Annotated in this window: 22 protein-coding genes; 6 read left to right on the top strand and 16 right to left on the bottom strand. The window is 64.8% G+C overall.

Going from position 1 to position 19891, the window contains the following annotated elements; genetic code table 11:
- The first annotated feature begins 39 nt into the window (after window positions 1–39).
- A complete protein-coding gene (locus BGI27_RS11105; RefSeq protein ID WP_095524938.1) occupies window positions 40–858 on the top strand; it encodes an SDR family NAD(P)-dependent oxidoreductase in 819 nt (272 codons plus the stop codon).
- Window positions 859–906: 48 nt separating this feature from the next.
- On the opposite strand, the gene BGI27_RS11100 is transcribed toward BGI27_RS11105, so the two are convergent.
- From BGI27_RS11100 to BGI27_RS11085, 4 genes are all read right to left on the bottom strand, one after another.
- Window positions 907–1368: a MarR family winged helix-turn-helix transcriptional regulator gene (locus tag BGI27_RS11100; protein WP_095524937.1), complete on the bottom strand. Its 462-nt coding sequence runs from the start codon at window positions 1366–1368 to the stop codon at window positions 907–909.
- A complete protein-coding gene (locus BGI27_RS11095; RefSeq protein WP_095524936.1) occupies window positions 1365–1853 on the bottom strand; it encodes a glutathione peroxidase in 489 nt (162 codons plus the stop codon). Before BGI27_RS11095 ends, BGI27_RS11100 begins: the two co-directional genes overlap by 4 nt.
- Before the next feature lie 50 nt (window positions 1854–1903).
- Window positions 1904–2320 carry an organic hydroperoxide resistance protein gene (locus BGI27_RS11090; protein WP_095524935.1) on the bottom strand — a complete coding sequence of 139 codons (417 nt, stop codon included), beginning with the start codon at window positions 2318–2320 and terminating at the stop codon, window positions 1904–1906.
- Between the two features lie 200 nt (window positions 2321–2520).
- Window positions 2521–3135, bottom strand: a complete 615-nt coding sequence (locus BGI27_RS11085; protein ID WP_223871753.1) for a DUF441 domain-containing protein — start codon at window positions 3133–3135, stop codon at window positions 2521–2523.
- 50 nt (window positions 3136–3185) lie between these two features.
- Between BGI27_RS11085 and BGI27_RS11080 the strand changes: the two genes are divergently transcribed.
- Window positions 3186–3575 carry a bleomycin resistance protein gene (locus BGI27_RS11080; RefSeq protein ID WP_095524934.1) on the top strand — a complete coding sequence of 130 codons (390 nt, stop codon included), beginning with the start codon at window positions 3186–3188 and terminating at the stop codon, window positions 3573–3575.
- A 16-nt stretch (window positions 3576–3591) separates the two neighbouring features.
- Here BGI27_RS11080 and BGI27_RS11075 read toward each other — a convergent pair whose 3' ends face one another.
- Window positions 3592–3966 (bottom strand): hypothetical protein, encoded by a 375-nt coding sequence (locus BGI27_RS11075; RefSeq protein ID WP_095524933.1) that lies wholly within the window; start codon window positions 3964–3966, stop codon window positions 3592–3594.
- Window positions 3967–4139: 173 nt separating this feature from the next.
- On the opposite strand from BGI27_RS11075, the gene BGI27_RS11070 reads away from it, so the two are divergent.
- Complete coding sequence (locus BGI27_RS11070; RefSeq protein WP_223871752.1) at window positions 4140–5585, top strand: aminotransferase-like domain-containing protein; 1446 nt, start codon at window positions 4140–4142, stop codon at window positions 5583–5585.
- Window positions 5586–5657: 72 nt separating this feature from the next.
- Here BGI27_RS11070 and BGI27_RS11065 read toward each other — a convergent pair whose 3' ends face one another.
- Entirely contained in the window at window positions 5658–7058 is a 1401-nt protein-coding gene (locus BGI27_RS11065; protein ID WP_141239747.1) for a hypothetical protein, read from the bottom strand.
- A 303-nt stretch (window positions 7059–7361) separates the two neighbouring features.
- Here BGI27_RS11065 and BGI27_RS11060 point away from each other — a divergent pair, with 303 nt between their 5' ends.
- Window positions 7362–7817, top strand: coding sequence for a hypothetical protein (locus BGI27_RS11060; RefSeq protein WP_095524930.1), 456 nt, complete (start codon window positions 7362–7364; stop codon window positions 7815–7817).
- 8 nt (window positions 7818–7825) lie between these two features.
- The gene (locus tag BGI27_RS11055; RefSeq protein ID WP_095524929.1) at window positions 7826–8743 is read left to right on the top strand and encodes a DUF2145 domain-containing protein; all 918 of its coding nucleotides are present in this window, start codon (window positions 7826–7828) and stop codon (window positions 8741–8743) included.
- Window positions 8744–8829: 86 nt separating this feature from the next.
- Here the strand turns inward: BGI27_RS11055 and BGI27_RS11050 are convergent, their stop codons facing one another.
- The 10 genes from BGI27_RS11050 to BGI27_RS11005 form a co-directional block, all read right to left on the bottom strand.
- A complete protein-coding gene (locus tag BGI27_RS11050; RefSeq protein ID WP_170943018.1) occupies window positions 8830–9360 on the bottom strand; it encodes a phosphatase PAP2 family protein in 531 nt (176 codons plus the stop codon).
- Window positions 9361–9433: 73 nt separating this feature from the next.
- Window positions 9434–10204 (bottom strand): trans-aconitate 2-methyltransferase, encoded by a 771-nt coding sequence (gene tam / locus BGI27_RS11045; protein ID WP_095524927.1) that lies wholly within the window; start codon window positions 10202–10204, stop codon window positions 9434–9436.
- A gap of 80 nt (window positions 10205–10284) precedes the next feature.
- A complete protein-coding gene (gene puuE, locus BGI27_RS11040; RefSeq protein WP_095524926.1) occupies window positions 10285–11211 on the bottom strand; it encodes an allantoinase PuuE in 927 nt (308 codons plus the stop codon).
- A gap of 134 nt (window positions 11212–11345) precedes the next feature.
- Window positions 11346–12080 carry an aspartate/glutamate racemase family protein gene (locus BGI27_RS11035; RefSeq protein WP_095524925.1) on the bottom strand — a complete coding sequence of 245 codons (735 nt, stop codon included), beginning with the start codon at window positions 12078–12080 and terminating at the stop codon, window positions 11346–11348.
- Window positions 12081–12083: 3 nt separating this feature from the next.
- On the bottom strand, window positions 12084–12788 hold the full coding sequence (locus BGI27_RS11030) for a GntR family transcriptional regulator (protein ID WP_095524924.1): 705 nt from the start codon (window positions 12786–12788) through the stop codon (window positions 12084–12086).
- Window positions 12785–13669 carry an ABC transporter permease gene (locus BGI27_RS11025; protein ID WP_095524923.1) on the bottom strand — a complete coding sequence of 295 codons (885 nt, stop codon included), beginning with the start codon at window positions 13667–13669 and terminating at the stop codon, window positions 12785–12787. Before BGI27_RS11025 ends, BGI27_RS11030 begins: the two co-directional genes overlap by 4 nt.
- A gap of 1 nt (window position 13670) precedes the next feature.
- Window positions 13671–14576 (bottom strand): ABC transporter permease, encoded by a 906-nt coding sequence (locus BGI27_RS11020; protein WP_095524922.1) that lies wholly within the window; start codon window positions 14574–14576, stop codon window positions 13671–13673.
- 194 nt (window positions 14577–14770) lie between these two features.
- Window positions 14771–16060 (bottom strand): ABC transporter substrate-binding protein, encoded by a 1290-nt coding sequence (locus BGI27_RS11015; protein ID WP_095524921.1) that lies wholly within the window; start codon window positions 16058–16060, stop codon window positions 14771–14773.
- A gap of 55 nt (window positions 16061–16115) precedes the next feature.
- Window positions 16116–17108 (bottom strand): ABC transporter ATP-binding protein, encoded by a 993-nt coding sequence (locus BGI27_RS11010; RefSeq protein WP_223871751.1) that lies wholly within the window; start codon window positions 17106–17108, stop codon window positions 16116–16118.
- Between the two features lie 299 nt (window positions 17109–17407).
- Window positions 17408–18880 carry an NAD(P)H-hydrate dehydratase gene (locus BGI27_RS11005; protein ID WP_095524919.1) on the bottom strand — a complete coding sequence of 491 codons (1473 nt, stop codon included), beginning with the start codon at window positions 18878–18880 and terminating at the stop codon, window positions 17408–17410.
- A gap of 108 nt (window positions 18881–18988) precedes the next feature.
- On the opposite strand from BGI27_RS11005, the gene cobA reads away from it, so the two are divergent.
- The gene (cobA, locus tag BGI27_RS11000) at window positions 18989–19729 is read left to right on the top strand and encodes a uroporphyrinogen-III C-methyltransferase (RefSeq protein ID WP_095524918.1); all 741 of its coding nucleotides are present in this window, start codon (window positions 18989–18991) and stop codon (window positions 19727–19729) included.
- Window positions 19730–19891: the final 162 nt, after the last annotated feature.

Raw genomic sequence — 19891 nt, 5'->3', positions numbered from 1 at the left:
TTAAATACACGCAGACAACCCGACCTACGGAGAGTACCCATGAACGACCACGAATCCCGCCGCAACCTGCAAGGCACAGCCCTCATCACCGGGGCTTCCTCCGGCATTGGTGCCACCTACGCGGAGCGCCTGGCCCGTCGCGGCCATGATCTGATCCTCGTGGCCCGCAACCACGAACGCCTGAACGCACTCGCCACTCGCCTGCGGGTGTCCTGCGGTGTCACGGTCGACGTCCTGCAGGCCGATCTGACCGTATCCGCCGATCTTGCACGCGTCGAACAGCGCATCGCGACCGATCCGAAGATCGGCATCCTGATAAACAACGCGGGGGTCGCTGTACTGGGCACACTGGTGCAGGCTGACATCGATCGTGTGGATGCAATGCTGCAGCTCAACGTGGTGGTGCCCACCCGCCTTGCCGCAGCGGCAGCCAAGGCCTTCCTGATTCGCGGATCCGGCAGCGTGATCAACATCGCTTCAGTCACCGCGTTCATGGCGGAACAATTCAGCGGCACTTACAGCGGCAGCAAGGCCTATCTGCTCAACCTCAGCCAGTCGATGGATGCAGAGCTACGCCCGGCCGGTGTGCACGTGCAGGCAGTACTGCCGGGGGTGACCCGCACCGAGATCTGGGAACGCTCCGGGCAGGCGGTAGAAAACCTGCCGGCCAGCATGATCATGGAGGTGGGGGACATGGTGGATGCCGCATTGGCGGGCTTCGCTGCGGGAGAGCTGGTCACGATTCCTTCGCTGCCGGACATGGCAGATTTCGAAGCACTGGAAGCAGCTCGGCGCACATTGCATCCGAACCTGTCGCGCAATGTGCCCGCCAAGCGCTACGGAATCGCCGTCGCATGACAGACAACAGGTGGGCCGCAGTGCTCACCGTGCTGTTGGACGCTGCCGCTAGCCCTGTTCGGGAGACAATTGAAGCAGCCGTGCCAGCAACGTATCCAGGTGCTGCTTGAGTTCGAGGGCTTCATCGACGGGATAACCGATCTGCTCGAAAAGCCTGAGCGGCACGCAGGCACATCCGGCGCGCAGGGCTTGCCCGGCTTCGGTGAGCGCGATATTGACCACGCGTTCATCCTGCGCGGAGCGGGTGCGCACGATCAGCCCCTGCTGTTCCAGGCGCTTGAGCAGCGGCGTCAGGGTATTCGACGCCAGCAGCGCACGCTCGCCGATGCGCGAAACCGAGCAAGGGGATTCCTCCCACAGGATCATCAGCACGATGTACTGCGGGTAGGTAAGCCCCAGCGGTTCCAGCAACGGCTGGTAAAGCCGGGTGACCAGCCGCGAAGCGGCATAGAGCGGAAAACATAGCTGCTGATCGAGGCGCAGCAGATCCGCAGGCAAAGGTGTGTTCATGGATCCAGTCCGAGCGCGCGCCGGATATAGGGTTCTAGTCGCGCGGGTTTGGTGATCGGGGCGAAACGCTTGATCGGACTGCCATCCCGGCCGATCAGGAATTTGGTGAAATTCCAGCGGATCCTGTTGCCGAGAAGCCCGGGCAGCGCAGTACGCAGGTATGCAAACAGCGGATGGCTGCCGGTGCCATTGACGTCGACCTTTTCAAACATCTGGAAGCTTACCCCGTAGTTCACAAGGCAGGTCTGCTCGATCTCGCGGATGCCGCCAGGCTCCTGACCACCGAACTGGTTGCAGGGAAACCCGAGGATCTCCAGCCCCTGCTGGCGGTACTTCTGATACAGCGCCTCCAGGCCGGCGTATTGCGGCGTGAAGCCGCATTTGCTGGCGGTATTGACGACCAGCACCACCTTGCCGGCGTAGAACGAAAGCTCGATGGGTTCGCCACGCAGACTGCTGGCGCGGAACGTGTGGAACTTGTTCATGGGGACTCCGGAGCGGACGCTGCGACCAGCCGCAAGCGCCCCTTGAGGTTTCATTTCAGGACCAGCTCGACTTCGACATTGCCACGCAGCGCATTGGAGTACGGACAGACCGTGTGGGTCTTCTCCAGCAGGGCCTGCGCCTGCTCACGCGGCAGCTCGGGAATCGTGACTTCCAGCTTCACAGCCAGCCCGAACCCTCCAGCTGCGTTCGGACCGATGCCCACCGTGGCATCGACACGCGTACCGGTGAGCCTGAGCTTGCTCTGGCCCGCCACGAAAGCCAGCGCCGAATCGAAACAGGCCGCATAGCCAGCGGCGAAAAGCTGCTCCGGATTACTCAGGGCACCGCCAGGGCCCCCCATCTCGCGCGGGATGGCGAGTTTGAGATCAAGCACGCCGTCAGCGGAAACGACGTGGCCGTTGCGGCCCCCCGTGGCAGAGGCCTGGGTCTGGTACAGGATATTCATGATTGGCTCCTTGCTTAAAACAATTGCGCGATTAAATCGTGTGCGATATATATTCCGCATGCCAGATCGCTTTGTCAACGCTTGAGCTCAATCATGCGTCCGGTCCAGGAGTATTCAGCCCCTGCCGGTCACCCCCTGACGCCCGTCAGCCCTGGCAAAGCTGGCATAGCCAGGTCGGCAGTGCCCCCGTACCATCGCTTTCAAAGCCGGAACAGCCCGGCGAGCAATGCCACCACGCCACCCGCGATGAGCGGCCCGACCGCCAGCCCCTTGAAGAAGCAGACGCCGATCAGCGTGCCCGCCATGATGGCAGTGACGACTTCGGGGGAAGCCTGCATGAAGGAGACGCCACGCCCCGCAATCCAGGCGACGGCAAAACCGACGCTGATGGCGATCAGCCCGGTCGGCGACTTGAAGGTGTTGGCAAAGGACATCAGATCGACCTTGCCGGAAGCCAGCGGCGCCAGCACCCCGGCAGTAAGGATGATCACACCGAGGGTGATGCCATGCGTTTCCACCTGCCCCAGCCAGCTCGTGAGCCCCAGCAGCTTGAGCAGCAGAAGTGCCGCTGCCGCAATGGCCACCGTGTTGTTGTTACCGATGACCGAGAGCGCAAGGATGAGAAGAATGGGCAGATTCGTAAAACTCATGATGGGGGCGCGTGCACCGCACAGGGTGTCTGAAGGTTGTCCGGCAAGGATACTGCCGCGCGCCACGGCGGCAAACCGCCTCCTGCCCATCTGCCCCGATCCGGCTCCGGGCTGCTGCCCGGCCTCTGGCGAGGCGATGACCGGGCGGCCGGTTTCCGGGATCATTGCCTTCCCGGCCCGACCACTTCCCCTTCAGCCCGATCAAAGGATTTCCCGTGACCCAGACCGTGATTCCGCAACTCCGCATCATCAGCGCCACCAGATCGCTGCCCTTCTACCTTCAGGGGCTCGGCTTCGGGATCGATTGGCAGCACCAGTTCGAGCAGGGCTTCCCGCTGTTCTTCCAGATCACGCGCAACGGCCAGACGATCTTCCTCACCGAGCACACCGGCGATTGCCAAGTGGGCGGCGCCGTGTACTTCCATGTACCGGATGTCGACGCGTGTTACCGCAGCTTCGTGGCGAACGGCGTGGTGGTGTCACAGCCGCCCCGTGACATGCCCTGGGAAATGCGCGAAATGCTGGTGACCGACCCGGACGGCAACCGGCTGCGCTTCGCGAGCGAGCTACCGGCGGAGCCCTTGAAGGACTCCGCGTGCGCCTGATCCCCGGGGCAGGCCCTCAGGCGTGGCTTGGGCGCCCTGCCCCCCGATCACCGGACTGCCCGGCATCGTCGGTCAAGGCCTCCCGTAGACGGGACCAGACCATCGCGCAGAACTTGCACACCGCACCGGAGGCAGGCTCCACATACAGCACTGCGGGGTCATCCCCTGCCCGCACGCTGATCCAGCCGCTGCCATCGTCCAGCCGGCAGGCCTGCTCGGCGTACAGCGTCTGCCGGACCTCGAGCGGTCGGGTGCCCACCCACATCACGGTGTGCTTCAGCTCCAGTTGGCCTTGCTTGCAGCGCACCTGCTCGTGCCGCCGCAGATGGAAGTGAACTTGTTCGCCCGCAGCAAGGCTGAGAACACGCGGGGCGGAAAGTTGCGCAGACATGATGTTTCTCCTGTTGGAATCCTGACTTAACTCTAGGCTTTCAAAGGATTTTCCGGCAGAGACAGGAGTCATGCGGGTATTACGCAGCAGTTGCACGGAAAGGCATCTGTTATGGTCACAGAATGAGATTTCTGTATCTGTCACAGGGAACGCCGCCGGCACAAGATCGCTCCATGAACACACCCCATGACGCACCGCTCTATCTACGCCTGGCGCAGCACTACCTGGGCGCCATCGAATCCGGCGCACTCTCGCCCGGCGACCGCATGCCCTCCGTGCGCAGCCTCACGCGCCTGCATCAGGTCAGCCTGTCGACCGCACTGCAGGCCTGCCGCTACCTCGAAGAAAAGGGCTGGCTGGAAGCGCGGGAGCGCTCCGGCTACTACGTCTGCCGGCCGCGCCGCCTGTCCTTGCCGCCCAGTTCGGAACCCCCAGTGCCTGCGCGCATCGATGCGGCACAATTCCTCGGCATCCATGAGCGGGTGTCGGATTTCCTGGCGCGCTGCGAACAGCATTCGCTGCGTCTGAACCTGGCACAGGCCTTCGGCTCACCGGAAGCCTACCCAGCCGCCGCGCTGAAAAATGCAGCGGTACGCGCCTTGAGATTGCAGCCAGACATTCTTGTAGAGCCCACGCCCTGGCATGGCGAACCCGGTTTCCGCAGCGTACTGGCACGGCGTGCGCTCGAAAGCGGCATGCGCCTGACGGCCGACGAAGTGGTCGTCACCCACGGCTGTACCGAGGCGATGAACCTCGCACTGCGCGCAGTGACGCAACCGGGCGATACCGTGGCGGTGGAGTCTCCCTGCTATTTCGGCCTGTTGCAGATCGTCCAGAGCCTCGGGCTGCGCTCCATCGAGATTCCCACCAGCCCGCAACACGGCATGTCGGTGGAAGCACTGGAGCTGGCACTGCAGACACAGCCGATCCGCACCGTGGTCGTCATCCCGAACTTCCAGAACCCGCTCGGCAGCGTGATGCCGGACGATCGCAAGGCCGCCATCGTGGCCCTGTGCGCACAGTACGGCGTGGCGCTGATCGAGGACGATACCTATGCTGCGCTGGGCGACGACGAACAGCCGCTACGCGCGCTGAAATCCTGGGACGAAGGCGGTGGCGTGATCCACTGCGCCTCGCTGCACAAGACACTGGCTCCGGGCATGCGCCTGGGCTGGATCAATGGCGGACGCTGGCATGCGCGCATCAAGATGCTGAAATACGCGCAAAGCCGACCCAATGACGCCTTCCTGCAGCTCACCGCGCGCGAATTCATCGCCAGCGCGGCCTTCAATCGCCATCTGAACCGCCTGCGCCGGCTGCTGCGCGAGCAACGCAGCGCCGTCGCCGAAAGCATCGCCCGCCACTTCCCGGCGGGCACACGGCTTTCCATGCCGCAGGGCGGCATGCTGCTGTGGGTGCAGTTGCCGAAGCTGCGCAATCCGCGTGCGATGTTCGAAACCGCACTGCGCGAGGGTATCCGCTTCGCGCCGGGCTGGATCTTCACCAACTCGGACCGCTACGACAACTATCTTCGCCTGAACTGCGGCATCCCCTTCACGCCCGAATTCGAAGCCGCCATCCGGCGGCTGGCGCAGATCGTGCAAGAGGCACAGGCCTGATACGGCATTGCAGCCAAGCGCAAAACAAGGCGATCCGGGGCAGTCATACGGTCGGAAGCGAAAGCGCATGAATCACACGGCCGGCCGCAACAGGCCACCACCCGGCAATGAGAAACTCCGTCCCTTGGCCCAGGGATTCGCGGCAGGGTCATAGCGCACCGAGAAACCGTTGCCACGGATGTTGCGGCAACTACCCGATTCGCAATCCGCACCTTCCAGGCGCGATACCTGGGCGTCGCCATCCAGCACCCAGGCCGCGCCGGCCTGCAGGCTCAGCGAGACCTTGCCCTGACTGCGGCCGGTCCAGCGGGCGCCCTCGCCCAGCGTCAGCGTGATATCGCTGAGCCCGTCGGCAAGCACGGCACCGCTCAATGCCATGCGGCTTGCCTGCAGACGCAGATGGCCACCGTTGTTCCCCTGGCGCCCCCAGCGATCCGCCCGGGCCTGGACCAGAATCCCCGAAGCGGCTTGCAGCCGGGTGGCCTTCAACGTCACGTCTGCATGCGTGTTGGTCACGTACAACAAAGGGCCACTGCTGGCGATGAATTCGCCGCCGGTGATGTTCAGGCGGCCATGCTGGCCTTCGGCGTCACCGGAGAAACTCTGATAGATCATTGCCCCGTTGCGCGCACCGGTCAGGCGGGTATCACGCAGCTCGACCAGATTGCTGCCTTCGATCACCACGGCCTCGGCGGCGTCTGCCCGCCCGCAGCCCCCCATCACGTCGATTACGCCGGTGGAATACAACACCGGAGACATCGCGCCGGTGGTCTGCCACTGGCCTCCCTTGACGCGGATCTCGCCACTGCCACGATCCGTCGCGATGGCAGCCGAGCGCTGGGCCGAAGTGAAGATGGTCACATCCTCCATCTCCATCCGGCCACCGCCAGCCACCATCACACCATGGGCGTTGTCACCCGTGGCGCGGATGTCGACCTGCTGCAGCCGCACGAAGGATTTGGCCCCCACGGCAAATGCACCATTGGCGCCGCTGCCGGTGGCAATCACGCGGGAATCACTCACGGTGAGCACGCCGCCCTCATTGGCGAGCAATGCCGCGTTCAGGCCGACGAAGCTGGAACCATCGAAGGACGAGGTGTCGCCAGCCTTTTCGATGGTGGCATCGGTCAGGGTCAGGCGGGCACCATTGCTCACCAGAATCGCACTGGTATCGGCAGTCCGGGTGCTGAACTTGCGCGAGCGCCAGTTGGCCATGCCGGACTTCACGGTCTGATCCGCCTTGATGACGTGGGTCTGATTGCCTCCCGGTGGCGGAGGCATACCTCCCGGCTCACCCATGCCCTGCGGTGGCGGGCAGGCCGCCCCCCCTTGGGGTGCACCGCCGGGCGGTGGCCCGGGAGGTGGATTGCCCGGCTTGCCACCTGGCACACCGGACTGTTCGGCCGGCGGTGGTGGCGGCTCGCAACTGCTGGCCGGCTGCGCGGCCGAGGCGAGCACGCACACAGAAGACAATTGGCATATCAACAGAAATCGTATCGCAGCATTCATGGGCTCAGGAGATCACTCAGGGATTCGATGAACCGATTCTAGGAAGCGCCTGCGTGCAATGCTGTTCAAACGCGCAAAGAAGGTTAAAGCCATACGCGCGGGGCATAGAAAACCGGCAGCCCTGAAATTCATACAGCATCAGGCACAGCGCCCGGGGGGCATCCAGACCGCAAACACAGGAAACGCACAGAGGTAAAAAATCCCCAATCCCGCCCTGTCTCCACCGGGATGCTCTAAATTCGCCACTTTGTTTCAGGAAGCACTTCGATGTCCGCAAAATCCATCCTCTCGCTGCTCGCCCTCTCCCTGGTCTGCTTCAATGCCCAGGCAGGCTCGGCCTCCGCGCTGTCGATTTCGGACAGCATTTCCACCTCCGTTGGAAGCCTGTCGGACAGCATTTCCGGCATCAGCCACAGTGTCAAAGGTGCCGTGGCCCTCAACGAAGGCGAATACCACGTGGTGGAAGTCGCTCAGGCCGACGCCGATGACAAGGTGCGGCTGACGCTGCAACCCGTAGGCAACGATGACCCCGAAGCCGGCCTCTACCTGCAGGTACGCACCGCGGCAGTGACCGCCGCCGGCGTACGGCAGGGCGACGTGATCTCGGCGCAGGAGCGCCCGTACGGCATCGCCATGTATGGCGCGGCGGCCGATGTCCCCTTCGTACTGCTGCTGGCGGACGCCTGGCGCGACCGCATCGACGCCCGCCCGGTCACGCTCTGACGTCTTCGATGCTGCTGCGCCTGTGTGTGCTGCTCGCACTGGGCCTGCTGCTGCAATCAGCACAGGCCGCCAGCAGCAATCAGTACTGTGCCCGCCATGAGCAGGTGGATGTGGCGGCCGTCGACCACATGCTCCAGCTCGGTGCCGTGCTGGAACAACAGCTGGACCGGGCTGGTGCCCGCGTGGCGCTGATCTCGCGCGCCGGGCTGGATCTCTCACGCTTCGGTCTGCGCTACTCGCACGCAGGTCTCGCCCTGCGCAGCCCCGAAGGCTGGGCGGTACGCCAGCTGTATTTCGACTGCGATAGCGGACAGCCCCGCATCTTCGATCAGGGGCTGCCCGGCTTTGCGCTGGGCAACGAACAGGATGATCCGGCCTTCATCTCCGTAGTGCTGCTCTCCGGCGAGCGGGCCGACAGCCTCGCTGCCCGCACCACGGACAATACCGGCGCGCTGAACCTGCTGGGCGGCGATTACAGCGCGAATGCCTACGCCTTCTCCACGCAGTACCAGAACTGCAACCAATGGGTTGCCGAATTGATGGCCCAGGCCTGGGGCAAGTTGCCACTGACACCCACGCCGGAGCAGACGCGCGGGCTGGCGCAGGCCTGGCTGCAGCAGGCGGGTTATCAACCGACGCTAATCAGCTCGGACAATCCCTTCGTGATCATCGCCAGTTGGTTCATGCCTTTCCTGCATCGGAGCGATCATCCCCCCGGGAACCGGGAGCAGAACCGTTTCATGGTGAGCATGCCGGCCTCGCTGGAAGCATTCGTTCGCGATCAAGATCCGGAAGCGGCAAGGCTGGAGCTCTGCTACCGGGATTCACGCATCGTCATCCGTAAAGGCTGGCATGCACTGGATGCTTCCTGCACGCCCGGCCCGCAGGATGAAGTGCAGGCACTGCGCCACAGCCCCAGCACCTGATCGATGGCAATGCGTCAAAACCGCAGGAAAGCCGGTGTGCCCATCAGACAGCGCCTCCCCAGCCACGCACCGAAGGCACCGCAGGCCTAGCCCGCGACGACATCCGCCGGGAAATGCGCGCCTACACTGATGCGCGACACGCCGACCCACAGCACTGCGAAGACCAGCAGACAACGCACGGCACGCCGGCTGTGCGGCCAGAACACGCAAGCCGACAGCATGGCGAACGCCGCATGCCCGCTGGGAAAGCTGTAGGGGGATTCCGGCATGGCCAGCAGATTGACCGATCCCGCGGGCAGTACGGCATAAGGGCGCGGCATGTCGAAGCCGAGCTTGCCCGCCGTCACCACCAGCCCGGCAATCCCCCAGGCCAGCAGGAAGACCTGCAGCAGTTGCCGTAGCCGGCGCTCGTCCGGCAGGTGCGCCACCCAGCCGGACTGCGCGCACCCGCGCCGCACGCCGATCAGCAACAGCATCACCAGTGCTACCCAGATCACGTTGAGAAAGTTGCCCAGCGCCGTGCCGGCCAGCATCGACGCGTCGATCACCGGCCCGCGCACGGCATTCACGGCTTCGAACAGCCCGAGGTTCAACCCGCCCCACTGGTACAGCGACATCAGATTCATACGACGAAAGGGGTGTCACCCTGGAAGACAGAAGGCAGGGTGGAGTTCGGCGCAGCAGATGAGTTCAATCCGTGTGGCGGCGGGCCAATACGAACAGGCGTGGAAAGGAGAACAGGCGGCGACCATCCACCCGTAGTGGATAGGCCCTGTCGATGGCGCTCAGGTAAGCGGCCTCGTAATCGGTGCGCAATGCGGAATCGAGCGCTTCGAGATAGGGGCGCAGCCCGGTGCCCTTGACCCACTCGACGATGGCGGCCGCATCCTTCATGACGTGCTCGTAGCGCGTCTGCCAGAGATCCACGCCCGCGGCCAGCGGCGCCAGCAGGTCATAGTAATCAGCAGCCCGCGCCACGCGCGGGGTGGTGCGCACGCCAGCCACGATCACCTGCCAGGGGCCAGGCAGATCGCGCATCCAGGCATGGCTGGGTTCGTTGAAATTGTCCGGCACCTGGAATGCCAGCACGCCTCCCGGCGCCAGCAGACCGAACAGGCGCGGCAGCAGGCTGGCGTGATCCGGCAGCCACTGCAGCACGGCATTGGCGAAGATCAGGTCTGGCGGACTGGCGGGAGTCCAGCGGGCGATATCGGCCTCGACCCATTCCACCTCTGGCAGATCCTGGCGTGCTCGGGCAAGCATCGCCGCCGAACTGTCGACGCCCGTCACCCGCGCCTGCGGCCAGCGCTCGCGCAACAGCGCCGTGGAATTGCCCGGCCCGCAACCCAGATCGACCACCCGCGCCGGCGCCTCCAGCGGCACGCGGGCCAGCAGCTCGCGCGCCGGCCGTGTGCGTTTGTCGGCAAACTTGAGGTATTGCCTGTCATCCCAGTGCGGCATCGCCGGGCTCCTCGAAAACACGGGATGCCCAGCATACCCCGCCGGTGGCGGACCGACTCGTGCCTGACCGCCATCCAGAATCACGCCGCCGGAAACTTCTCGTGCCAGTGACGGGCAATGTCGACCCGGCGGGTAACCCAGACGCGATCGTGCGCCTCGATGTGGTCGAGGAAGTCGATCAGCGCCTTCATGCGGCCAGGGCGGCCAAGCAGGCGGCAGTGCATGCCCACGCTCATCATCTTCGGGCAGTCCTCGCCTTCGGCGTAGAGCACATCGAAGGTATCGCGCAGGTAAGTGAAGAAATCCTCGCCCTGCGAATAGCCCTGTGGCAGCGCGAAGCGCATGTCATTGACATCCAGCGTATAGGGCACGATCAGTTGCTGCACGGTCGCGCCGTCTGTCTTCTGCACCGGCAGCCAGAACGGCAGGTCGTCACCGTAGTAATCGCTGTCGTAGAGGAAGCCGCCGTAGTCGGCCACCAGACGGTGGGTATTGGGGCTGTCGCGGCCGGTGTACCAGCCCAGCGGGCGCTCGCCGGTGAGGCGCTCGATGGCTTCCATGCCAAGCTTCATGTGCTCGCGCTCGATGGCTTCGTCCAGCCCCTGGTAGTGGATCCAGCGCCAGCCGTGGCAGGCGATCTCGTGGCCCAGCTCCCTGAACGCGGCAGTCAGCTCCGGATGGCGCTGCAGGGCCATGCCGACACCGAACACGGTCAGCGGCAGACCACGCCGCTCGAATTCGCGCAGGATGCGCCACACGCCCACGCGCGAGCCGTATTCGTAGATCGACTCCATGCTCATGTGCCGGTCCGGGAAGGCCGGCGGGTTGAACATCTCGGAGAGGAACTGCTCGCTGCCCCCGTCGCCATGCAGCACACAGTTCTCGCCGCCTTCCTCATAGTTCAGCACGAACTGCACGGCGACCCTGGCGCGGCCGGGCCAGTCGGCCTGCGGCGGATTGCGGCCGTAGCCGACGAGGTCGCGGGGGTATTGCTTCGGATCATTCATGATGGGGCTCCACTTCACTTCAATACGGTTAATCCGTCGTCATCCCGGCCCTTCGGCAGGCTCAGGACAGGCCGGGCTTCGCCCAAGCCGGGATGACGCCGATCGGGAAACATCGGGGGCCTTAGCGGGATGCTTCACACCAATTCACGCGCCGTGCCGGCCAGGCGGCAGATCAGCTCGGTGGACAGGCCGCTGCACGTGGCCGGCTGCGGCAAGGCGGGCTGGGCGGGTGGCAATGCGGTGAGTGCGCGTGCAGCGGCGGACACGTTGTCGATGACGCAGAACGACAGACGCGCAGCGATGACGTCACCCATGCCGGCAAGCGCCGCGCCGCCGATGATCACGGCCTCCACGCCCCAGGTGTCGCGAGCCAGATGGCTTTCCTCGGTCAGACGTTCGATGGCGCGAGCCGGATCGGCCAGCAGCTCGGCGCCGGATTCGGGCAGCACCCGGATGCCGGCCAGTTGCCCGCTGAGCCCGGTCGCGGCCACGCGACGGCGCAGGATCGCCGGCCAGCGCTCGCCGCCGGTGACGATGGCGAACCGCCCATGCCGCGCGGCGGCCTGCATGGCGGTTTCGGCCAGTCCCAGCACCGGCACGCCGGCAATCTCGCGCAGGGCGTCCAGCCCGGGATCGCCGAAACAGCCGACCAGCACCGCATCGAACTCGCCTGCGGCGGTGGCCCAGGCATCCAGCACGGCATGCGCGGCAATCGCGTAGGCCGCCTCGGAGGCGATGTAGGCTGCGCCGAAACGCGCGGTCACCGCCTGGATCTGCCAGCCGGCAGGTACCTGCGCGGCAAGATTCCGGCTCAGTGCCTCGGTGACGTGCGCCGAGGTGTTGGGGTTGATCACGAGCAGGCGGGGCATGCCTCAGTTCTCCCGGAACAGATGTTCGATGTCGGCCTGCGCTTCGCGCGGCGTGCGGAAACGGATGCCGGCCAGGATGTGGCGCAGGTGGCTCTTCATCAGACGCAGCGCAAGCCGGGTGTTGCGCGCCTGGATGGCCTCCAGCAACGCCTGGTGTTCGTTTTCGCCGCAGCCGCAGAGCTCGTGCCCGCTGTGTTGCTCGCTGGCCATCAGGATCAGCGAGGAGCGCGGGATCAGTTCGCGCAGGATGCGCTCCAGCGTGCGGTTGCGCGCGCCCTGGGCGATGGCGGTGTGGAACTCGCCGGAGAGGCGGATCGCCGCACGGCGGTCACCCTGCGTGCAGGCGCGCTGCTCGTCCGCGAACAACGCCGCCAGCGCGGCTACCTCGGTGTCATCGGCCTTGTCGATGAAGGCTTCGAGCAAGGGCAGCTCGATCAGGATGCGCGCCTCGAACACTTCCTGCGCCTCGGCCGGCGTGGGGCTGGCGATGCTGGCGCCCCGGTTGTGGGCGAGTTCGACGATCTGCTCGGCGGCCAGACGCACCAGCACCTGACGGATGCGCGTGCGTGACACGCCGAAGACGCGCCCGAGCTTCTCCTCGCCCAGCCGGGTGCCCGGTGCCAGGCGATGGTCGAGCACAGCCTCGACGATGCGCTCGTAGATGTCGTTGTCGGTCAGCGCCAGCGGCAGATGGGCCATGTCGTTCATGCCACATCCTTGCCGCGCTTCGTCCTGCGTTGCGCAAAGGTGGCGATGCCCAGCGCGATGAGGATGACGAGGCAGGAGACCAGCGTGGTCAGCGTGCCCAGCGCATAGATCACGGGCGTGGTGACGGTGGTGGTGAGGCCCTGAAGTTCGAGCGGCAGGGTGTTGAGATCGCCGATGGCCTGCGAGGTGCGCGCGATTTCGTCCCACGACAGGGTGAAGCCGAACATCGCCACGCCGACCACCGAAGGGCCGATCAGCGGCAGCACCACGTGGCGGAAACTCTGGAAGGCGGTGGCGCCAAGATCGCGCGCGGCTTCTTCATACGCCGCGTTGAAGCGGTTGAAGACGGCGAACAGGATCAGCAGGCCGAAAGGCAGCGTCCAGGTGAGCTGGGCGCCCAGCGCCGAGGTGTACAGGCCCATGCTGGTAGCGAAGGAATCCGCAATTTCCCAGCCGGCCCAGACGAAGAAATCGCGCAGCACGCCATCGAACAACCGGAAGGAAAGGCCGATGCCCAGGGAAACGATGATGGAAGGCATGATCAGGCTGGCCACGGTGATGTAGAACAGCGGGCCGCCGCCCCACAGCTTCTTGCGGTAGGCGAGCCCCGCGCCGAGCGCCAGCGTCACGGTGAGCACGGTGACGCACAGGCCGAGCTTGAAGGAGCGCATCAGCGCCGCGCCGATGTCGATCACGCCGATGCCTTCGAATAGCTTGCCGAACCAGTACAGCGAAAGCCCGCGCATCGGGAACACCAGGCCGCCATCCGGCCCCTGCAGGCTGAGCACGAAGATGGTCAGCGTGGGGCCGTAGAGGAACAGCAGGAAAGCGCCGAAGAAGGCTGCCAGCAGATAGAAATCCAGACCGCGTTTACCGTCCATCTCAAAGCTCCTTGCGGATATCGACGAGGCGCGTGAGGCCCCAGATGATCATCAGCACCACCAGCAGCAGGATCACCGCGTTGGCAGCCGCCAGCGGGAACTGCAGATAGCTCGTCTGCACCTGGATGATCTTGCCCACCGAGGCGATCTGCTGGCCCCCCATCACGCCGATGGTGACGAAATCGCCCATCACCAGCGTGATCACGAAGATGGAGCCGATGATGATGCCGGTGCGCGACAGCGGCACGATCACATGCCAGAGGATCTGCCAGCCGCTGGCGCCGGCATCGCGCGCGGCTTCGATCAGCGAGCGGTCGATGCGCATCATGGCGTTGAAGATCGGCACGATCATGAACACCGTGAAGAGGTGCACGAAGGCCAGCACCACCGAGAAGGGGGAAAACAGCAGCCAATCCAGCGGCTGATCGGTGATACCCAGGCCGAGCAGGAAATCGTTGATGAGCCCGTTGCGCCCCAGCAGCGGCACCCAGGAGATCATGCGGATGACGTTGGAAGTCCAGAACGGAATGATGCACAGCACGAAAAGCACCGTCTGCATGCGCGCGGTGCGCACGTGGAAGGCCATGAAATAGGCCACCGTGAAACCGATCAGCAGCGTGCTGAGCCAGGCCAGTGCGGAGAAGCGGAAGGTGGAGAGATAGGTGCGGAAGGTCACGCACATGTCCTGCGCGTTGCTGCACCCGGCGAAGATCTCGGCGTAGTTCTTGCCGGTGAAGGCCGGGATCATCTCGTACTCGGTGGAATCCCAGAAACTCACCGCCACGATCAGCACCAGCGGCAGCACGAAGAACAGCAGAAACACCAGCGCGTAGGGCGAAGCCTGCAACCCTGCGGGCAGGCCGTGAAGGCGCCAGCGCGCGAGCATGGGGCGGGAGGCAGGTTTCATGAGGTGATCTCTCGGCAATCAAACAGGGGGCGATACCAGCAAGTCAGTGTTTGGCCGTTCGCCCTGAGCTTGTCGAAGGGTGGGCGGCCAGGCCGTTCGCGGTTCGACAGGCTCACCACGAACGGCAGGGCTGAGGGCATTGCATTCAGGGGAAAACCACCGCCGGAATGAGCCGATGGCGGTGGATTAGACGATTACGCCGCCACGAACTCGTTCCACTTGCGCACCATGTAGGCGTTCTCGTCCATCACTGCATTCCAGCAGGCGATGCCCCCCATGCGTTGCTCGTAGGAGCCACCGTCGCGCACCTCGCCAGCCTTGGCGATAACCACGCCCTGCGGGCTCTTGATCGGCTGGGCGGCAGGCTTGCCTTCCATCCAGTAAGCCCATTCATAGGCTTCCATCTTGGCCTTGGCGGTTTCCAGCACGGCTGAGTAATAGCCGTGGCGGTTGAGGTAGGCACCGGCCCAGCCGTCGAGGAACCAGTTGATGAACTCGTAGGCCGCATCCAGCTTCCTGCCCGACAGTGTGGCCGGCAGACCGAAGCCCGAGGCCCAGGCGCGATAGCCTTCCTTGAGCGGCTGGAACACACAGGCAATGCCCTTCGAGCGCACAGCGGTGACAGCAGGCGACCACATCGACTGGATCACCACTTCGCCCGAGGACATCAGGTTCACGCTCTCGTTGAAATCCTTCCACAGCGAGCGGAACTGACCGGCGCGCTTGGCTTCGATCAGCGCCTTGATGGTGAGGTCGATCTCGGCACGGGTCATGTTGCCCTTGTCGGCATACTTGTGGATGCCCATGGCTTCCACGACCATCGCCGCATCCATGATGCCGATCGAGGGGATGTTGAGGATGGCGGCCTTGCCCTTGAATTCGGGGTTGAGCAGCTCCTTCCAGGATTCGATCGGGCGCTTGATCAGATCCGGGCGGATGCCCAGCGTGTCGGCGTTGTAGGTGGTGGGGATCAGCGTCACGAATTGCGTGGGCTCGGCGGCGAACTGCTTGGAGCGCTCGCCGGTAAGGAACATCACCTTCTTCGGCGCGGTGCCCTGATCGCCCACCTTCTTGCCGGCCACCTCGCCCTTGGTGAACAGCGGGGTGATCTTGTCGGCATTCTTCACGCGCTTCGCGTCGATGCCCTTGAGGTTGCCGGTGGGTACGATGTTGCGCAGCGAGAAGTACTCGGTATCCAGCAGGTCGAAGCTGTTGGGCGCGGTCACCGCACGCTTGGTCACCTCATCGGTGGTCACCGGGATGTACTGGAGATCGATGCCGGTGTCGGCCTTGAATTTCTCGGCAATTGCCTTGTCCTGGTTCACGGCGGTGCCCAGGTAGCGCAGCACCACTTTTTCCTGGGCGTGGATCGCGGGAAAGGCGCCGGCGGCAAGGATGCCGGCCGTGCCCTTGAGCAGGGTGCGGCGCACGGGGTTCGCGGCGCTGTTGCATGAATCGTTGTTGCGTGAATCCTTGTCAGCCATCGTCATCTCCATCAAGCGAACGGAATACCGGCGGCGCCGGCATGGGAAAGCAAGATCAACCCAGCCGGTGAGCGTCGGTTGCCTGCCAGAAAACCTGCGCGGCCTCGCCGGCCTGCCAGGGCGCAGCGAAGAAATCCGCCTCGGGCACGATCGCCGTGAAATCGGCGATCTCGTCATGCGCCAGCTCGACCAGCACGTAGCTGCCCTGGTATTCCACGGCAGCGATGCGGGCCTCGACGGCCGGCACGCCTTCAGGCCGCTGGCGCGCCAGGCGGATAAGGTCGGCACGCACGGAAACCTTGCCGCCGTCCTGCGCCAGCACGTTGTGCCCGCCCATGAAGCGCGCCACGAATTCACTGGCCGGCCGGTTGAAAACCTCGTGCGGGCTGGCCACCTGTTCGATGCGGCCGCCATTCATGACCACCACCTGGTCGGCCAGCGCCATCGCTTCCTCCTGCGAGTGGGTGACGTGCACGAAGGTAAAACCCAGTTCGGCCTGCCAGCGTTTGAGTTCGGCGCGCATGCGCACGCGCAGGAATGGATCCAGCGCAGAGAGCGGCTCGTCCAGCAGCAGCGCACGCGGCTCGGTGATCAGGGCGCGTGCCAGCGCCACGCGCTGCTGCTGCCCGCCTGAAAGCTCGGCCGGCCGGCGCTGCGCGTACGGGCCCATCGCCACGCGCTCCAGCAGTGCCTGCGCGCGTTGCTGACGCTCGGCCTTGGCCACGCCCTTCATGCGCAGGCTGAAAGCCACGTTGTCCAGCACCGTGAGGTGCGGAAACAGTGCATAGCTCTGGAACATCATCGCCGTGCCACGCTCGGCGGCCGGCAGATAGGTGATGTTGCGGTTGCCCAGCAGGACATCGCCCTCACTGACCACCTCGTGCCCGGCGATCATGCGCAGCGTGGAGGTCTTGCCGCAGCCGGAGGGGCCGAGCAGACAACAGTAGCTGCCCGCGGGGATCTTCAGATCGATGGCATCGACGGCGGTCACCGCGCCATAGCGCTTGCTGACCCGAACCAGTTCCAGAGCAGACTGACTGTTTGGCATGTGCATCTCCTTTTCAGCTTGTTAAGCGAAGGACATGCCAGATCAGCAACGAAAATACACACCATTCAAAAACAACAAGTTACAAGAAAAATTGCCGTTTTTGTATGCAATAAAAGATTTCTCTGCACACAAAGCAGGCATGGGCTATTCAGGCTGGTGCGTGTGCTGAGTACGCAGGATTGTGTGATCGGGATCCCGATCCACGGTGCGCATGGCGCACCCTACCCATACCGCTTACACCTCGTAAGGTGCGCCATGCGCACCATTCTGACTTCCACTCGGCACCCGGTCCTTATTACTCAGCACTTGCCTGCCCATTCATTGAAGAGCCGCCGTGCGGGTGCCAGGGTTTCGCTGGCCTGCAGGCCGATCGGCCCCTGCCCCTCGGCCACCTGCTGATCGGCTGCAGCACCATGCAGGTGCGCCGCCAGCCCGGCCGCGGCGGCCGCAGGCCAGCCCTGGGCCAGCAAGGCGACGATCAGGCCGCTGAGCACATCGCCCATGCCGCCGCTGGCCATCCCGGGATTACCGCTGGTGTTGATCCACCAAGGCCCGCCGGGCTCGGCGATCACGCTACCCACGCCTTTGAGCACACAGGCGGCTTTCAATTCATGCGCCAGCTGGCAGGCACTGGTTACACGGTCCGCCTGCACCTTGGACACGGAGGACGCCAGCAGGCGTGCGGCCTCGGCCGGATGGGGCGTGATCACCGTGGCGGCCTCGCGTGCGGCACATTGCGCGCGCAACCCGGCATCCTGCCCCAGCAGGTTCAAGGCATCGGCATCCAGCAGCAGCGGGCCGGGAAACGCCAGGGCGCGTGCAAGCAGTTCACGCGCGAACTGGCCCTGGCCCAGACCAGGACCGACCGCCAGTGCGTCGCAAACTTCGAGCAGATCGGCTGGCGCGCGCAGCATCAGTTCGGGATGGAGCGGATCGAGCCCTGGGGCCTGGGCATCGAGCAGCCCGAGAAAGACCTTGCCCGGTCCGAGATACAACGCGGCGCGTGCCGCCAGGAAGGCCGCCCCGGTCATGCCCGATGCCCCGCCGATGATGCCGACAGCACCGAAACTGCCCTTGTGCGTATTCCGCGCGCGCGGCCGCAGAAACGCTGCAACGCAGGCTGGCGTGAACAAGCTGCCATTGCCAACCGCTCGCGGCAGGCCAAGATCGAAATCGTGCAGTTCCCCGCAATGATCCGGCCCTTCCAGCGTCAGCAGCCCGGGCTTGAAGGCGATGAAGCTGGCCGTGTGCGTGGCACATACGCAGGGGCCGAGGAGTTGCCCGGTCTCGGCGGCGAGCCCCGAGGGAATGTCCAACGCCAGACGCGGACACGCCAGCACATTGATGCGCGCGATCCAGTCCGCCTCGACACCCTGAATGGGACGCTTGAGCCCGATGCCGTAGAGCCCGTCGATCACCAGGGCCCACCCGGCGTCACCGAAATCCTCGTGGACTTCGCCGCCAGCCGCACACCAGCGTGTCCGGGCAGCCTGCGCATCGGCCGGCAGGCGCGCTGCGTCCGCGTGGCTGGCAAGCCACACATCGTAACCGGCAGCCCGCAGACAATCCGCCACGACGAAGGCGTCTCCACCGTTGTTGCCTGGCCCGGCCAGCACCAGTACCGGCCCTGAACGCAAGCGCAGAAGCCGGCGCGCCAGCCCGGCGGCAGCCTCGCCAGCGCGGATCATCAGAGGTGGCAGCACATCCGCGTGGATCTGTTCCTGCGCACGTAGCTCGGCGTTTTTCAGCACGGGGATGATGCTCGGACTCATCGGGCTCCCTTTCCGGAATGCGTGAAGGCACACTCGGCGGCGGTTCCACAGGCCCACCCCGAGCGGCTAGACTCGAATCATCGTTCTTCCTTGGGTTGCTGTTCAAGCATGACTGCCGCTGATCCAGAATTCCCTCCCGGCAAGGTGTTCCTCGTCGGCGGCGGCCCCGGCGACCCCGACCTGCTGACCGTCAAGGCCGCACGCCTGATCGCACAGGCCGATGTACTGGTCTACGACAACCTGGTGAGCCCGGCGGTGGTCGCCCATGCGCGTGCCGATGCCGAACGCATCTACGTCGGCAAGAAGGCCGGTAATCACACCCTGCCGCAGATCGACATCAACCAGTTGCTGGTCAGTCTCGCGCGTGCAGGCCGGCGCGTGGTGCGCCTCAAGGGCGGTGACCCGCTGATCTTCGGCCGCGGCGGTGAGGAAGCCGACAGCCTGCGCGAAGCCGGCATCCCTTTCGGCATCGTGCCCGGCGTGACGGCGGCGGCAGGTGCGGCGGCCAGCACCGGCATCCCGCTCACACACCGCGATCATGCCCAGGCACTGGTCTTCGTTACCGGCCATCTCAAGGATCAGAGCTGCAGCCTGGACTGGCCTTCGCTGGCCCGCCCCGGGCAGACGCTGGTTTTCTACATGGGGCTGACTTCACTGCCCGAAATCAGCCGTCAGCTGATTGACCACGGCATGCCCGCAACGACCCCTGTGGCCTGCATCCGCCGTGCCACGCTGCCGGACCAGCAGACACTCGTCGGCACACTGGCTGACCTGCCCGCACAAGTCGCCGCCGCCGGCATCAAACCGCCGGCATTGCTGATCGTGGGAAACGTCGTCAAGTGTGCATGACCCTGCGGGATCAAGGGTGATCCCGTATTGCCCGGAGAGGGCTGTGGGCGCAGGATTTCCGGGCACGATAGCGGTCGCCAAGCCGCAGAGTCCGACAAAAATGTCGCGCTAGAGCCTGTTCACAGTATCCGGAATGTGTTTACATTCTGGAATTTGGGTGTG

The organism is Candidatus Dactylopiibacterium carminicum (assembly GCF_014736495.1).
GTDB lineage: Bacteria > Pseudomonadota > Gammaproteobacteria > Burkholderiales > Rhodocyclaceae > Uliginosibacterium > Uliginosibacterium carminicum.
Note: the sequence above shows the minus strand (reverse complement) of the source record. Positions and strands in the feature narration are given on the sequence as shown.